This is a genomic window from Ruminococcus sp., assembly GCF_024684275.1.
Window position 1 is genome coordinate 1 of record NZ_JAIKXF010000095.1, and the last position, 15,499, is coordinate 15,499.

At 49.1% G+C, this 15,499-nt stretch carries 13 protein-coding genes; 6 read left to right on the forward strand and 7 right to left on the reverse strand.

Annotated features, from left to right (window positions below):
* Positions 1–179: 179 nt before the first annotated feature.
* The 5 genes from K5677_RS10670 to K5677_RS10690 form a co-directional block, all read right to left on the reverse strand.
* The gene (locus K5677_RS10670; RefSeq protein WP_296727771.1) at positions 180–2,102 is read right to left on the reverse strand and encodes a cellulase family glycosylhydrolase; all 1,923 of its coding nucleotides are present in this window, start codon (positions 2,100–2,102) and stop codon (positions 180–182) included.
* Positions 2,103–2,257: 155 nt separating this feature from the next.
* On the reverse strand, positions 2,258–2,809 hold the full coding sequence (locus K5677_RS10675; protein ID WP_296727772.1) for a SecY-interacting protein Syd: 552 nt from the start codon (positions 2,807–2,809) through the stop codon (positions 2,258–2,260).
* Positions 2,810–2,873: 64 nt separating this feature from the next.
* The gene (locus K5677_RS10680) at positions 2,874–3,533 is read right to left on the reverse strand and encodes a sigma-70 family RNA polymerase sigma factor (RefSeq protein WP_296727775.1); all 660 of its coding nucleotides are present in this window, start codon (positions 3,531–3,533) and stop codon (positions 2,874–2,876) included.
* Positions 3,523–3,960, reverse strand: a complete 438-nt coding sequence (spoIIAB, locus tag K5677_RS10685) for an anti-sigma F factor (protein ID WP_296727776.1) — start codon at positions 3,958–3,960, stop codon at positions 3,523–3,525. Before spoIIAB ends, K5677_RS10680 begins: the two co-directional genes overlap by 11 nt.
* Positions 3,961–3,972: 12 nt before the next feature.
* Complete coding sequence (locus tag K5677_RS10690; RefSeq protein ID WP_296727779.1) at positions 3,973–4,278, reverse strand: STAS domain-containing protein; 306 nt, start codon at positions 4,276–4,278, stop codon at positions 3,973–3,975.
* A gap of 416 nt (positions 4,279–4,694) precedes the next feature.
* On the opposite strand from K5677_RS10690, the gene hpt reads away from it, so the two are divergent.
* The 3 genes from hpt (at position 4,695) to K5677_RS10705 (ending at position 6,733) form a co-directional block, all read left to right on the forward strand.
* Positions 4,695–5,243: a hypoxanthine phosphoribosyltransferase gene (gene hpt, locus K5677_RS10695; RefSeq protein ID WP_296727780.1), complete on the forward strand. Its 549-nt coding sequence runs from the start codon at positions 4,695–4,697 to the stop codon at positions 5,241–5,243.
* A gap of 64 nt (positions 5,244–5,307) precedes the next feature.
* Positions 5,308–6,084 carry an EFR1 family ferrodoxin gene (locus K5677_RS10700; protein ID WP_296727783.1) on the forward strand — a complete coding sequence of 259 codons (777 nt, stop codon included), beginning with the start codon at positions 5,308–5,310 and terminating at the stop codon, positions 6,082–6,084.
* A gap of 58 nt (positions 6,085–6,142) precedes the next feature.
* Entirely contained in the window at positions 6,143–6,733 is a 591-nt protein-coding gene (locus K5677_RS10705) for a flavin reductase family protein (protein ID WP_296727785.1), read from the forward strand.
* Here the strand turns inward: K5677_RS10705 and K5677_RS10710 are convergent.
* Entirely contained in the window at positions 6,725–7,066 is a 342-nt protein-coding gene (locus K5677_RS10710) for a hypothetical protein (protein ID WP_296727788.1), read from the reverse strand. The genes K5677_RS10705 and K5677_RS10710 overlap by 9 nt on opposite strands.
* Positions 7,067–7,223: 157 nt before the next feature.
* Here K5677_RS10710 and K5677_RS10715 point away from each other — a divergent pair, with 157 nt between their 5' ends.
* The 3 genes from K5677_RS10715 (at position 7,224) to K5677_RS10725 (ending at position 11,882) form a co-directional block, all read left to right on the forward strand.
* A complete protein-coding gene (locus K5677_RS10715; protein WP_296727790.1) occupies positions 7,224–9,830 on the forward strand; it encodes a transglycosylase domain-containing protein in 2,607 nt (868 codons plus the stop codon).
* A 14-nt stretch (positions 9,831–9,844) separates the two neighbouring features.
* The gene (locus K5677_RS10720) at positions 9,845–10,960 is read left to right on the forward strand and encodes a class I SAM-dependent RNA methyltransferase (protein WP_296727793.1); all 1,116 of its coding nucleotides are present in this window, start codon (positions 9,845–9,847) and stop codon (positions 10,958–10,960) included.
* A 265-nt stretch (positions 10,961–11,225) separates the two neighbouring features.
* Positions 11,226–11,882: a ComF family protein gene (locus tag K5677_RS10725; RefSeq protein ID WP_296727796.1), complete on the forward strand. Its 657-nt coding sequence runs from the start codon at positions 11,226–11,228 to the stop codon at positions 11,880–11,882.
* Positions 11,883–12,023: 141 nt separating this feature from the next.
* Here the strand turns inward: K5677_RS10725 and K5677_RS10730 are convergent, their stop codons facing one another.
* The gene (locus K5677_RS10730) at positions 12,024–15,281 is read right to left on the reverse strand and encodes a carbohydrate-binding domain-containing protein (RefSeq protein WP_296727797.1); all 3,258 of its coding nucleotides are present in this window, start codon (positions 15,279–15,281) and stop codon (positions 12,024–12,026) included.
* Between the last annotated feature and the right edge of the window lie 218 nt (positions 15,282–15,499).

The following is a 15,499-nucleotide window of genomic DNA, read 5'->3' on the forward strand; positions in this document are numbered from 1 at the left end:
CACTTTATAATGACCTCCTTTTGATTCTTCTTGCAGTTGGTAGCCGCAAGTTTATTATAATCAAAAGGAGTTTTTATTTCAAGACTTATAGCTGTAAGCTCTTTTGAACCCCCGGCCGAGCCGGGGGTTTTCTGATTACAAAAATCGGCACGGTAAAAACCGTGCCGAAATATTTTTTATTATGCCTTGTCAGGTGCAAGACTTGTACGCTTTCCGAGGAGGAAAAGCTGTATCTCCAGAGCGTCCTCAGTGGTAACACTGCCGTTTCTCTTGACAACAGAACCGCTGTAGAGACCTGCTGTTGTGATATGATTCTTGTCAGTACCCTCAAGACCGTACTTGTTAGGGTTAGCAAGGCTCTGCATGATAAGAACTACGTCAGACATATCAACGCTGCCGTCAGCATTAGCGTCACCCCATACTGTATTGTCCTTAGTACCGGGAACAAGCGGGTAAGTTGTTGTGACTGTAGTCGTTGTCTCCTGCTTCGGAGCTGTAGTTGTTGCAGTAGTTGTTGTAGTGGTATCCTTCTTCGGAGCAGTAGTGGTCGCAGTAGTAGTTGTAGTAGTAACGTCATTTGTGGTCGTTGTAGTAGTTGTTGTATCCTTAGGAGCAGTAGTTGTCTTTGGAACAGCAGTGCCTGTGGAAGCGCCTGCCATATTACTCTTTTCACCCGATGCATAGAAATCGCTGAGTGAGACACCGTTGCCAGCTGTACCCAGCGGTATCTGGTGGTCAAGACTGATGAACTTGCCGCTCTCTGTCTGCCAGAGTGAGGACTTGATGAAGTCGTACTTTACATCGTCCCACTTCTGGAAGTTATCGTAAACAAGTCCGCCTGTATCTGATGAGTTCTCATTGAAGCACCAGAATGTGTGGTGGATACGCTTGTCTATCATGTAGTCGCGGAGCTCCTGCATCCAGTGAACATTTTCACCGGTTTTGTCGTGCTCCTCGTCTACCCAGCCGCCCCATTCTCCCATGAGGATAGGTGCGATGTTTTCTTCAACGAGGAATGCCCATGTATCTCTCCAGTAATCATCAAGGAGAGTCTCTCTTGTGAAGGTCTTGGAAGTATCTTTAAGGTAGAACCATTCCTGATTATATACCTCAGGACCGTAATCATGAGGAGAATATACCAGCTGGCTCTGATGCTCGCCGAGGTTTACCGGGAACTCTCTTACGCCGCGGAAATTAGCTCCCCACCATGCGCCGTAATACGGCTGATACTCGGATTCTCCATAGTGTGCATAGTCAGTCGACGGTGAATTCCAGTCATAGCCCTTTTCGATCTTAGGATATACCTCGATACCCTCAACCATGATAAGGAGATTCGGGTTCTTGTCGAGACAAGCCTTAGCGCCCTTTTCAGCAGCATAGCGCCAGTTATTGGCATCGCTTGAGCCGTCCCATTTCGCAAAGCTGCCCTCGTCCTTTTTGCCGTGAGGCTCATTCTTTAAGTCGATAGCGATAACGGTATCATCGTCCTTGTAGTAGTCTGCGAACCATGAAAGCGCGTCAAGCCAATCCTTTTCGCTGAAGTTGCTGTCGTACCACAATGGGAAGTTATGACCGGCAGAATTAGTGGTAGCGCAGTGAATGTCCATCATGATCTTGATGCCGTCTTCCTTGCACCATTTAACTACCTGATTCCAGATGTCGAAGCTGTACATAGGAGTACCGCCCTCAACTCCCTCAACGGTAAGCTCAGGGTTTTTGTATTCATTGAGCTTGATTATGGGATCGGGCTTTCCAGCCTTCCACTGAAGGAGTATCTCCGTTGACATAGGAACACGGAGCAGATTGAAGCCGTGGTCTGCGATAAGGTCGAGGCAGTCATGAACATTTGCCGACCATGCGCCGTCGAATATCTGGCTTCCTACGTTGTAGCCGAACCAGTTTACGCCTGTGAGCCAAACCTCATTGCCGTTCATATCAACGATCTGTGCTTTATCGTTGACATGGAGCCAGTCATCGTGGCAGTCGTCAGCAGCAGCCACTGCGGTGCGGTGCTGCTCAGGCAAAGGCTGTGAAGCAGGCACGAACACTACTGCCGCCGCAGAAACAGCAGCAAGCAGCTTTTTGAAAAATGATGTTGCCATAGTGTTTTTCCCTCTCTTTATAACAAAAATATTGGTAAGTCCATTATAATCCTTTTCACATGAAATGTCAACGATATTTGCCTGTTTTCGCAATAATTGCAGCATTTTATCATATTTTCACGATGCAATGAAAAAGTTTGAATCAAAAGAGAGTATCACAGCTCCATTTTTATCAACAGCTCTTCTATGGAATCTGCAAGGTGCACCGACTTTCTGTCAACGGGCTGAACTGCCAGCACCTCGTCGGTCTCGTTAACTGCCATTACCAGCCATCCGTCGTCGCCGTATATGGAGAAGCCGCCTATTTTCAGCCAATTGTGCTCATTAAGGTAATTCGTGTCCTCGAAATTGAAGTTTACCGCAAGCAGCTCCGATATATCGGTATCGGGAACAAGCATATCAAGAGAAAGACCGATAGTGCCGAACTCGCTGTCAAAATGCCCGTCAAGGGGCAGGAACCAGTATACCGACAGATATTCCCTTATCTGTTCGGATACACGGAATCCCAGTATGCTTTCGGCTTTGGCAAAGTCCACAGGCTTATCCTGCAAAACGGGTGTCCATTCTGCATAGCTCTCATTATCAAGAGTATCGTTCAGATACAGTCCGGTATGGCTAAGTTTTTCGATATACGGCATTTTTCTGAGAAAAATGACAGCGTTTGCGGCTTTTTCAAAGTAGGTATCGAATGCTTCTTTCATTGACATGGCGTTTCCTCCGTTTACTGATTTTTTATTATTATATCAGCACACAGCGCCAAAGTCAATCCCTCTATTTCAGCAGCTCCTCACGCATATAGTTCAGGAGCTTTTTCTCGCGGCGCGATACCTGCACCTGCGTCATACCCAGAGCCTTTGCGGTCTTTGACTGGGTGAGCCCCTTGAAATAGCGGAGCTCCAATAATGCGCGGTCATTGGCTTCAAGCTGCGCCATTATCTGCCTCAGAGCCAGCAGGTCGGTTATGCTCTCGTCGGGAGACTCCGTAGGTATGTCGGTCTGCCCCTCATCATCGTCCCCCGATGTCAGGGACAGCAGGGGCTGACTTACGCACAGTGCCTCGGAAACGTCGGCTTCGCTCTCCCCCGAAAGCTCTGAAAGCTCCGCTATGGTAGGCTCTCTCATCTCACGCTGACGGAAGTCCTCGCAGAGCCTTTGGAGCTGCATGGAAAGCTCCTTCAAGCTGCGGCTGACGCGGATAGCTCCCCCGTCGCGGAAGAGCCGCTTAATCTCGCCCAGTATGACAGGCACGGCATAGGTAGAGAACTTCACTCCCCTGCCGCAGTCAAAGGCTTTCACAGCTTTTAGCAGCCCGATACAGCCTGCTGAGTACAGGTCGTCGTACTCTATGCCGCGCCCTCGGAAACGGTTTGCGCAGAGGTGTACCAGTCCTAAATTTTCCTCGGCGGCAGGCTTTTTTACCTCAGTCTCCATGTGCAGAGAGCCTCTTTCTCATGGTGACGGCAGTCCCCCTGCCGGGAGTGCTTTTCACCTTCAGTTTGTCCATAAAGGACTGCATAACAGAAAAGCCCAGCCCCGAGCGCTCCTCCTCGGGAGCTGTAGTGAACAGTGGCTCCATAGCCTGCTCCACATTTTCAATGCCGCAGCCCTTGTCCTTGACGCGTATGTATATCACCCTGTCAGGCAGCAGCCTTACCGTCAGTTCGATATTGCCCTTTTTGTGCCTGTAGCCGTGGACTACCGCATTGGTCACCGCCTCTGATACTGCCGTGCGTATATCAGATAGCTCCTCCACTGTGGGGTCAGCCTGTATCAGAAACGATGACACCACAGCCCTTGCCGCACCCTCATTGACCGAAAGAGACGGCATTGTAAATTTTATCTCGTTGAGTATTTCCATTTTTCTTCTCCTTTATCTTATTTTGACTATCCGCTCTATGCCTGCGAGCCGCAGAACACGCCTGATATAAGGCTGAGGGTTCAGCACCTCCAGCCGTCCGCCGCACTCCTTCATGAGCTTGCTCCTGCCCATGATGAGTCCTATACCAGAGCTGTCCATGAAAGTAATGCCTCCCATGTCAATAGCCAGCTCACGGGGCTGTGCCGCCACTATAAAGCGGTCTATCTCAGCGCGTAGCTCCTTAGCGTTATGGTGGTCAATTTCACCGCTGAGCCTTGCAATTGCCGCTCCATTGTCGTTTTTTATGTCTATTTTCATTGCTTTGCCTCCTTTTGCTGCCACTATTGATGTAAAAATTAAATCTTGAAGTTCAGACGAAGGCGAAAATGGAATTTATCAATGCGCAAAAACGTAGGAATACTTACGTATTTCAAGCTTTGGCAACGCAGAGAAATTTCATTTTTGTCAAGTATCAGTTTCAAGATTTAGTTGATACATCAATAATAGCCTTTTTCCGGAATATTATACCACCAAGCCGCGTAATATAATGTCGAAACCGCCCGTTTGCTTAAAATTTCTGAAAATGATTGAAATATTCATATATTAATGTTATAATTAATATGAGTTCAATGACCGCCTTTAGGCGGTTATTGCCCCGAACTGCGTTCGGGGAGCGCAAATCCTTTATGTAATCATTATCCGCAACACCTATAACATCAACGGAGGAGCTTATTATGACCTTTGACAGCAAAGAAGAATGGAAAAGCAAAATAAAGCGCGTCATCATCTCCGAAGAGCAGATACGCGATGTAATAAAAAAGGCAGGAGCCATGATAGACTCGATCTACGACGGCTCGCCTATACTGCTGGTCAGCATACTAAAGGGCTCTTTCGTGTTCATGGCTGATGTCTGCCGTCAGGTAACAGTCCCCTGCGAGATCGCCTTCATGGCAGCAAAAAGCTACTTTGAGGGCACGGTTTCCACAGGTCACGTTGAGATAACTATGGACTTAAAACACGACATCAGCAAATATCACGTAGTTATTATCGAGGATATTATCGACACGGGGCGCACCCTCAACGAAATAATCAAGATACTGAAAGTCAGGAATCCCATTTCACTGAGAGTCATAACTCTCCTTGACAAACCCGAGCGCCGCGTTGTAGACCTTAAAGCGGATTATTCACTTTTCACCATTCCCGATTACTTCGTTATCGGATACGGACTTGACTACGGAGAATCCTACCGCAATCTGCCATATATAGCAGAATTTGCAGAATAAGGTCCTGCTCATATCACCTTTCAGGCGCTTTGCGCCGCAGCAAATACTTTCTGGGGGGAATAATATGATCCTTTACTATTCGGCTACGGGCAATACGAAATTCATTGCCACGGAGCTTGCAAAAAAACTGGACGACCAGTGCATAGACCTGCTGGGGAGGATAAAAAAGAACGACTATTCCGAGCTTCACTCAGACAATCCGTTTATCGTCTGTGCTCCCGTACATATATGCGAAATGCCGAGATTTTTGAGCGATTACCTCAAAAAAGCAGAGCTTACAGGCAGCAAGGCGGTATACTTCATCGCCAACAGTGCAGGCTATGCAGGCATAACAGGCTGGCTGGCAAAGAAGCTGTTCAAGAAAAAGGGCATGGAGTTCATGGGCTGCTCGGAGCTCGTAATGCCGCGAAACTACTACATCAGCCACTATCCGCAGCTCACCGAGGACGAGATAAAGAGCCGCATCTTCAAGTCATTTGACAAGATAGACGATATTGCCAACAGTATCCAGAACTGCGAGCATCTCAAGGCAAGACACGTTTTTCTCTTTGAAAAGCTCATAACACTGCCCTTCAATCCTATATGGTCAAAATACAAGCTAAAGACCGAGGATTTCTACGCAACAGATAAATGTATCGGCTGCGGAAAGTGCGAAACAGTCTGTCCCCTCAACAACATAACTCTGAAAGAAGATAAGCCCACATGGGGCACGACCTGCTCACACTGCATGGGCTGCATCGGAAACTGCCCCACAAATGCTATCGAATACGGCGAGATAACACGGGAAAAGGGCAAGTACAACTTTGAGGAATACAGGCATTTTCTCAACGAGATAAGATAAGACCATAAAAACTATCGGGGCTGCACAGCAGCCCCGAAGCCATGAATAAGGAGGAAGTATGGCAAAACAATTCTGGAAGGGCAGCACTCTTCTTGCACCCGTACCTGCCGCTCTCGTTACCTGCGGCACCATAGAGCAGCCAAACGTGCTCACTATCGGCTGGACAGGCATAGTCTGCACCCGTCCCCCAATGACCTATATATCCGTCCGCCCCGAGCGCCACTCCCACGATATGATCAAGGCTTCGGGTGAGTTCGTCATAAACCTTACTACCTCGGCCATGTGCCGTGAGACCGACTTCTGCGGCGTCAAAAGCGGCAAAAATACGGACAAGCTCAGTGCCTGCGGCTTCCACACCGTACCTGCGCAGAAGGTGGCTCCGCCCCTTATCGACGAGTGCCCTCTGAGCCTTGAATGCAAGGTCGTGGACGAAAGGCTTTTAGGCTCTCACACCATGTTCCTTGCGGAGATAATAGGTATAGACGTCGACGAGAAGTATATTGACAGCAAGGGCAGACTGAACCTCCAGCAGTGCGGACTCATGGCTTTCGCTCACGGAGAATACTTCGCTCTCGGCAGAAAGCTGGGAGATTTCGGTTTCTCCGTCCGCAAGAAGAAAAAGCATAAGCCCAAGCAGGGCTCACGATGATATATCCTCGATAAACTGCCTTAAACTGTTCTCAGACGTAAAGTATATCCCCTCGGCTATCATTGCTCTGTCGTAATCCGACATCAGCGCAGTGTCGATGTCTATATACAGAAAGGGCTCGTCCTCGCCTGCGCGGAACACAGCCGCACGTCCGCCGTTTTCCCTGACTGTGAAAAGCGGCGCTTCTTCATGCTCTGTGGCAGCTGCCGCAAGCCGTGTCTCCACCTTTTTCCTGCGGACAGCCTGTCCGAGGGTGCAGACCATGAGAAAGCCCGATACAGTAACCGCCGCCACAAGTATAAAATATATTTTTTTGGCGTTTTTCAGCGTCATTCTATCACTCCCTTGCCGAAATATCCGTAAATATTATCGCCCAATTTTTCTATATTATACAAAACGCCGATTTTTTTGGAAAAGTCTTAACATTTCGCCCCTGAGGTGTTATAATATATAATGTATATTTATACGTAAAAATAAATTTGAAAGGAGCTTGCCGCTTAACAGCGGTCATTCTGACAAAATGGACAATAAAACCAAAAAGGCTTCTGAGCAGCTCGTCCCTGCCGACGATGAGCTTCGCGCGAAACCACACAAGAAAAAGAAGAAAAAACACAGCAAAGGCTTCATCATCTTCAAAAAGCTGATGACCGTCATCGCTACCACACTTCTTTCGCTGCTTCTGGTCATAATCATCACGGGTACTATCGTAAGCACCGCCCTGACTGTTTATGTCCTCAACTTCATGGACGACGCCACCAGCGTTACTCTGCAGCAGCTTGAATCGGGAAGCGATACCTACTTCTACTCAAACCACATCAATGAAGCAGGCGAGACCGAGCTCAAGGTCATGCACCGTGTACAGAACAACTTCCAGCGTATCCCCGTCAGCATAGACAGGATACCCCAGCACGTCCGCAACTGCTTCGTTTATACTGAGGACGAGCGTTTCTACGTTCACGACGGTGTTGACTACAAGCGTACCTTCTCCGCCTTCCTCAATATGTTCCTGCACTTCTATGATACCGAGCAGGGTGGTTCGACTATCACTCAGCAGCTCATCAAGAACCTGTCAGGAGACGACAGACATACTCCCCAGCGTAAGATACGCGAGATATTCGCGGCTATGCAGCTGGAAAAGACCTACTCAAAGGACGAGATACTGGAAGAGTACCTCAACTACATCGGCTTCGGCGGAGCCTACAACGGCATACAGCTTGCTTCGCTGAAATACTTCGGCAAGGACGTTGACGACCTCACTATCCCCGAGGCGGCTGTTCTCGCAGCTATACCAAAGAGCCCTGAGGAATATGGTCCCTTTGTTATCTACCACAAGGACGACAATCCAAAGGAGCCTGTGGTAGTTGACGGACGCGCCAACAACAAGCCCCGTCAGGAGTACGTTCTCTACAAGCTCTATGAAAACGGCGCTATAACATTTGACGAGTATCAGGAATACCTGAAAACTCCCCTCGTATACACCGATTCTCCCGAGTATCTCGCAGCTCACCCCGAGCTCACTGCCGAGGAGGAGATCGAAAAGCAGAAGCAGAACAGCTGGATACTGGACGCTGCCTACTTCGAGGCTATGGAAATCTTCAAGGAGAAGTACAACCTTGTTGACGAATGGCAGGCTCTCGATAAGATAAACAAGGGCGGCTACAGGATCTATACCACCTACGACGAGAAGATGCAGGAGTACGTTGAAAACAGGCTCCTTGACATCAACAATATGGTCCCCGAGTATACCGTTAAAAAATGGGCTGATACAAATGGTGACGGACAGGCTGAGGAATATCTCCCCCATATCGCATTTGTTGCTATGAACTACGACGGCGAGCTGCTCTGTGCTGTCGGCGACATCGGACCTAAGGTAGGTTCACTCGGCACAAACTACGCTGTACGTAAAGCAGACGGCCGTCAGATCGGTTCTACCGTAAAGCCTTTAACAGCTTATGGCTATGGTATTGAAACAGGTCAGATACACTGGGGTTCCACCGTATACGACTCCAAGCTTCCGGTCAGTGAAATTACAGGTGATGACGGTCAGCCCTGGCCTAACAACTACATGGGCTCAGGCGGAAATGGTGCTCCTTTAAAGATATATCAGGCACTTCAGCAGTCCTACAATACTGTTCCCGCACAGCTCTGCTATAAGTTCGGTCTTGACGAGGTATACAAGTTCGCCACCGAAAAGCTCGGACTTGAATTAGTCGCATATGATAAGGGCTACTCTCCTTTGTGTCTCGGCGGTCTCGACAAGGGCATCACCCTTGAAAACCTTGTAAACGCCTATATCCCATACGGAAATCAGGGTATCTACAACGAGGCTCACATCATCACAAAGATAGAGGACAGCAGCCAGCAGATAATCTATCAGAACAACGGAAACCCGAGACAGGCTGTTTCCGATGAGACTGCATGGGTAATGAACAGACTTCTCAAAAATGTTGTTGATAACGGTACAGGTACTGCCGCTAAGCTCTACAACAAGGAAGTATGTGGCAAGACAGGTACTACTCAGGACTGGTACGACGAAGTATTCGTCGGTCTTACTCCCGACTTCGTCAGCGGTATGACAATGGGTTATAAGTACAAGAACCCTGCCCTCGACCTGCAGGGCATTGTATCCGCTCAGATATGGAAAAACATCATCGGCGATTACATCACTACAGAGTACGCTGATACCTCTCCTTACTTTGAAAAGGTAAGCTCCGTAATCGAAGCACCTATGTGTACTGCTACAGGCGGTATCGCAGGTCAGTACTGCGGCAAGGGCATTACAGGCTACTGGAAGTCACAGGTCACTGAGGATTACTCACCTCCGTACTGCAGCGGCGGTCACGGCGGTTCATCTACACAGACAACAACACAGGCTGCGAATAACTCAGGCGGTGCAGCAGGCGGCGGTGCAGCAGCTGGCGGCGATACAGGCGGCGGTGCAGCAGCTGGCGGTGACGCAGGCGGCGGTGCAGCAGCTGGCGGTGATACAGGCGGCGCAGCAGCTGGCGGTGACGCAGGCGGCGGTGCAGCAGCTGGCGGTGATGCAGGCGGCGGTGACGCTGGAGTTGCAGCAGGCGGCGGAGTTGTCGAATACTAATAACAGGTGATATTTTGAGCAATAATATAAGATTATGCTGCCCATGCCACTTTGGTCTGGAAAGCGTACTGAAATACGAAATACAAAAAATAGGCGGCACTGACCTTAAAGTCAGCGACGGCAAAATAAGCTTCACGGGCGACGAGAATATCCTCGCCCGTGCTAATCTCTGCCTTTCAACTGCGGAGAGAGTCCTTATCGAGCTTATAGAGTTCAAGGCAACCACCTTTGAGGAGCTTTTTCAGGGCGTAAGGGCTGTCGAGCTTGAACGCTACATCGGTCCCGAGGACGCCTTTCCAGTAAAGGGCTATTCACTCAACTCTGCACTGCACAGTGTTCCCGACTGTCAGTCCATAGTAAAAAAAGCGGCAGTTGAACGCCTTAAATCCAAGTACAATATAAACTGGTTCGACGAGACAGGTCCGACGGTACAGATAAAATTCAGTATCCTCAAGGACGTTGTATCCCTTTATCTGGATACCAGCGGTGTGGGACTCCACAAGCGCGGCTACAGACGCAATTCCAACGCGGCACCTATCAAGGAGACTCTTGCGGCAGGCATAGTAGACCTTGCAAGAGTTCGTCCCGAATCCATAGTATGTGACCCCTTCTGCGGAAGCGGTACTATCCTTATCGAGGCTGCACTGAAGGCGCTGAAGATAGCTCCCGGTATCAACAGGCGCTTTGCCGCTGAAAAATGGAGCACATTTGACTCACGTATCTGGCAGGAGGAGCGCAAAAGAGCTATCGAAAACGTTGACCGCAGTGCTGAATTCCACGGCATAGGCGCAGATATTGACGATGCGGCTGTGGCGCTCACCCTTGACAACGCTCACAAGGCAGGTATCAAGTCACGACTGAAAATAGAGCAGGCTGACATCACGAAATTCGTACAGCCCGAAAATTCCATCGTTATCTGCAATCCTCCCTATGGCGAAAGGCTTCTTGAGCTGAGAGAGGCAGAGGACATATACCGCAAAATGGGCAGAGTTCTCGGAAAGGGCGGGAGTAAGCAGAGCTACATCATCTCACCTCATGAGGAGTTCGAGAAGTTCTTCGGCACAGAAGCCCACAAGCGCAGAAAGCTCTACAACGGCATGATAAAATGCCAGCTTTATATGTATTTTTAAACACTCAAACTTCATATAACTAATAACGGGATTCCAAAGGGACTGTGTTCCTTTGGCAGAGTCCAGAGACAGCGTCTCTGGTGGGGTGTGGGGCAAAGCCCCGCAGTTACAAAGCGCTCCGCAAAGGGTGAATTGAAAAACAGTCCGGTGGACTGTTTTTCAAAAGGGAACGCCCTGCAAGTGAGGGCGTTCCCTTTTGAAAATATAAAAACAAAAGCTCCGTATCAACGGAGCTTTAAATTTAGGTGATGATATGAGATATTTATTGAAACGTCGGCTTCTGCACCTGTTCTACCCTACTCGCTGTCCTGTATGCGGAGATATTATCGGTGCTATGGAGCGTTTCTGCGCGGAATGTACGTCAAAGCTCAGCATATACAGCGGCAGCTTCAATATCGAGGGCGCAGAGAGCTTCACTGCCGCATTTGACTACGACGAGAACATAAAGCCAGCCATATTTCTGCTGAAAAACGGCACTGACGGCAACGCCGCCTATGCTCTCGGCGAAGCTCTTGCCCAGCGTCTGAAAGCCGATAATACCGCTGATAAAGCTGACGTTATTATCCCTGCACCCATGCATAAACGGGATATTCACAGGCGCGGCTTCAATCAGTCGGTGCTCATCGCCCGTGAGGCAGGCAGAGTTCTCGGGCTTCCTGTTGATACAAAGTCTGTAGTCAAGTCCCGTCACACTCACTCGCAAAAGGAGCTTAGCCGCGGCAGCAGAGCCTTGAATCTTAAAAGCGCATTCACAGCTTCTGCGGACATCAGCGGAAAGAATGTGCTGCTCATTGATGACATCTGCACTACGGGAAGTACTCTCCGCGAGATAACCTCAGCGCTGAAAAAGGCAGGAGCAGCTAAGGTGTACTGCGCCTGCTGCTGCAAAACGCGCTCACGTAAGTACGAATCGGAAATATAACTCCCCTTAAAAAGGGAAATGCGCCGCAGCATTTGGGAATACTGTGGCGCTTTTTGAGAAAAGGATCAGAATGATCCGGAAGCCGTCTTGCGGCAATACTGCTGCCGCAAGACGGCATTTTCTCGTATTGCTCATATTTGATTATTTGATAGCAGTGCCGCCTGTCAGCGTACCGCCGTAAGCGGCAAGCTGAGTCTGATCAACCTGCTGAAAATATGTCGAACCGCTGAGAGTTCCGCCTGTATAGAAGGAAGCTCCAGATGTGCCTGTGCCGCCTGCCTTCAGCTGGCTGACAGCCTTGTCAACTATAAATGAAACTATTACCTTTTCGTCGCTGCCCACAAGGGAAAGCCTTGTGTCTGCGCTTACGGAAGAGCTCTTGGATACAGATGCAGTCATTTCGCTGCCGCCCATGCTCATACCGCCTGACGGACAGTTGGACACCCATGTTCCGCCGTTTACCTTGATAGTGCTGCCGCCATCACCGCAGTCAAAGGGCTCATTGCCGTTTGAAACGAAGCAGCCGCCGTTTATCTCGATATTGCCGTTGGAATCAAAGCCGTCATGGTCGCCGTTGGCAGCATTGACTATTGCAAAGCCGCCGTTGAACTGCATGAGGTAGTCTCCTGAGCTGCCGCCGAAGCCGCCTCCTCCGAAGCCACCGCCGCCCTGTCCCCAAGGCATACCTGTATTGCCGCCGCCTGAACCGTCGCTGCCGCCTGCTGCATTGAAGCCGTCGTCAGTTGAGTTCACGATAACAGAACCGCTGTTCTGGTAAATTTTCTGAGCTTCTATACCCTCGTAGCACTTTTCGGCGTAAATAACGACGTCATCGTATTTGCCGCTGTCCTTTGTGCCGATGGTGAGAGTATGGTCTGCGTGAGCACCGTCGTCAGCAGATGAGAGCTTTATCTCACCGCCTGTAAGTGTCATATCACCGCCGCAGTGCATACAGTCATCGGAAGAATCGATGCTGAGCTTACCGCCGCTTATGATGATATTGCCGACGCTCTGCCATGAAGTGCCTGCTTCGTCATAAAGCCCTACTGCCTTTATGCCCTTTGCGGAGATATCGGTCTTGTTGGCGTTTCCGTCCATACCGAAGTCTCCTCCTCCGCCGGGTCTGCCCCAGCCGCCCTGATTGCCGCCTGTATTTGTGCCGCTGCCTGTGTAGGAGCTGCCCTCATAGGTCTTGATGGTCAGGTCGCCGCCGCTCATATCAAAGAACTGCTCAGCTGAGATACCGTCTGCGTAGGATTCAATATTTATAGTACCGCCGTTGACAGCAACAACGCCCAGCTGCTTTGCTGTTGAAGAAGCCTCTGTGGAAGTTGCCTTGATGCCGTCGCCTGCTTTTGTCTTTATTGTAACGGACAGGTCTGAGTAATCAACCTCTGTGCCGTCTGATGAGGTATTGCCGATAGTAACGCTGTCCTTGCCGCGGATACCGTCGTCAGCAGCGTTTACCACCAGTGTGCCGTTGTATATCTTGATATCGTCCTTTCCGACGATACCGTCCGCAGCGTTGCCGTTTACCGTAAGCTTGCCCTTACCCTTGAACTTTATATCGTCCTTGGAGTAGATAGCTCCGGTATCGCCGTCTGCGTTGGTGTAGCTTTCGCCGTCAGAAATAGTGTTTTCAGTGCCGTTCTTAGCGACAATTACGACCTCGTCTGCGATAGATGCTATATATATAGGAGAATTTTCAGTGTTTGTAAGGCTCATGCCGCTGAGATCAAGCTCAACGACGCCGTCGGGATAGACAGTCTTGTCAACATCGACAACGATCTGTCCGCCAGTCATCTCGCCGGTTACTGTAAAAACACCGGGCTGAGATATAGTGCAGATGTTGTTCTCCACCTTTGCCTCGGAAGAAGCATTAGTTGCCATACCCGAATCGGAAAGAGTGATCGTAAGACTGTCCGGAGACTGTGCCGGTGCGGGAACTACATCGCTTTTGGAAAGTCCTGCGGGATCTACATTATCGAAAACAGTTACAAGACTGAGCTGGAACTGTGTCTGCTTGCCATCTGTATGAGTTACAGCATTACCTGTGGACAGATTCACAAAGCCGCATGATTTAGCACCGTTTATGGACTTGTCGCTGATAAGAACATACTTGAACTTCTTGGTATACTTCACATCAAGTCCGCTGACAGCTATTGAGTTGTCCTTCTTCCATGTGCCGTCCTTCTCATTTGTTGCATCAGCAATGCAGTTGAGAAGTGCTGTAGTCTGTGTAGTGCCTGTCATCAGCTTTTCGTCTGCCTGATTATCGGTAGCCGTAGCAATAACAGTACCGCCTGTGATATTGATGCCTGTAACTGCGGTAAGTCCGCGGTCACCGCCTGCAACGAGTCTGCCGCCGCTGATGTCGATAGTGGTCTCAGCCTGTACAGCGTCATTGCCTGCCTTGATAGTTGCAGAACCGCCCTCAAAAGCAACAGCGTCCTTTGTGGACTTGATACCGTCGCCTGTAGCGTCGATGGTAACAGTACCGCTCTTTACGGTAATTGACTTCTTAGCCTTTACAGCGTCAGTCTTAGTTTCTGAGTTATTTGTAGTAATATTTATCTTACCGCCGTTTATCTTAATGTCGTTGTTGCAGGATACAGCGTCCTGAGTATTAGCGGTGATATTGAGAACACCGTTGCCCTTTTCGCCGCCCTTGAAGGTAATATCGTCCTTAGCCTCAATAAGAGCAGCCTTAGCGAAGTCACCTGCGTAAGCAGTATCGCCGTCGGTGATAGTATTCTCAGTACCGTCAACGATATTGACAGATGTATTCTCAGCGTTTGTAACAAGGATAGCAGGAGCGCTCTTGCCTGTGATATTCACGCCGTTCAGGAATATCTTTACAGTCTCGGCGTCGGCAGCCGCATCAGCTATATTTACATTGATCTGACCGTCACTAAGAGTACCGTCGATGTAGAACTCACCCGAATGAGTGATAGTTACCGTAGTACCGTCAACTGTGGCATTTTCGCCCTCTACCGTGATAGAAGAATCCTTGAAATGTATCTTTGTTGCCTCAGCAGCAGGTGGATCCACATTGGTCTTGCCGCTGCTGATCTCGCCCTTGCCGAGAAGATAAAGCTGTATAGCCAGTGCATCATCAGTGGAAACGCCGTCAGCTTTTCCGTTGCAGTCCGCATTCTTCCAGCCCTGCTCGGTGATAGCGTGTTCGTCAGTTCCGCCCATACCGTACTTATTAGGATTTGCCATTGCCTGCATGATGAGCACTACGTCTGACATATCAACGCTGCCGTCGCAGTTTGCGTCGCCAACGACCGTTGAAGCTGATGTTTCTGCCGCATAGCTGACAGCAGGAAGTGCCGCAGCAGCGATGCAGGCAGCCGAAAGCCCAGCAAAGAGCTTTTTCAAGCCATTGTTTCTCATAAATATCAAACTCCTTAATTTTAATATCACCTTATTTTTCATAACCAACCCATATAATTCATCTTACGGGTATATTATAAAATGGTCACCTTAAAATAATCTTAAAATTCCCTTAATTTGTCTTTAAGATTACTATTTAGCGACTGCTAAGGTTATTTAAATTATAACAAATGTTATAATTAATGTCAATATTCAGATATGTCTTAGTAAAAAATAGA

Excerpts from the sequence above, each read along its gene's own strand:
- spoIIAB (WP_296727776.1), bottom strand. The coding sequence starts at position 3,960 with ATGGAAATACTCAACGAGATAAAATTTACAATGCCGTCTCTTTCGGTC.
- K5677_RS10705 (WP_296727785.1), top strand. The coding sequence starts at position 6,143 with ATGGCAAAACAATTCTGGAAGGGCAGCACTCTTCTTGCACCCGTACCT.
- K5677_RS10670 (WP_296727771.1), bottom strand. The coding sequence starts at position 2,102 with ATGGCAACATCATTTTTCAAAAAGCTGCTTGCTGCTGTTTCTGCGGCG.
- K5677_RS10700 (WP_296727783.1), top strand. The coding sequence starts at position 5,308 with ATGATCCTTTACTATTCGGCTACGGGCAATACGAAATTCATTGCCACG.
- K5677_RS10680 (WP_296727775.1), bottom strand. The coding sequence starts at position 3,533 with ATGGAGACTGAGGTAAAAAAGCCTGCCGCCGAGGAAAATTTAGGACTG.
- K5677_RS10730 (WP_296727797.1), bottom strand. The coding sequence starts at position 15,281 with ATGAGAAACAATGGCTTGAAAAAGCTCTTTGCTGGGCTTTCGGCTGCC.
- K5677_RS10710 (WP_296727788.1), bottom strand. The coding sequence starts at position 7,066 with ATGACGCTGAAAAACGCCAAAAAAATATATTTTATACTTGTGGCGGCG.
- K5677_RS10690 (WP_296727779.1), bottom strand. The coding sequence starts at position 4,278 with ATGAAAATAGACATAAAAAACGACAATGGAGCGGCAATTGCAAGGCTC.
- K5677_RS10675 (WP_296727772.1), bottom strand. The coding sequence starts at position 2,809 with ATGTCAATGAAAGAAGCATTCGATACCTACTTTGAAAAAGCCGCAAAC.
- hpt (WP_296727780.1), top strand. The coding sequence starts at position 4,695 with ATGACCTTTGACAGCAAAGAAGAATGGAAAAGCAAAATAAAGCGCGTC.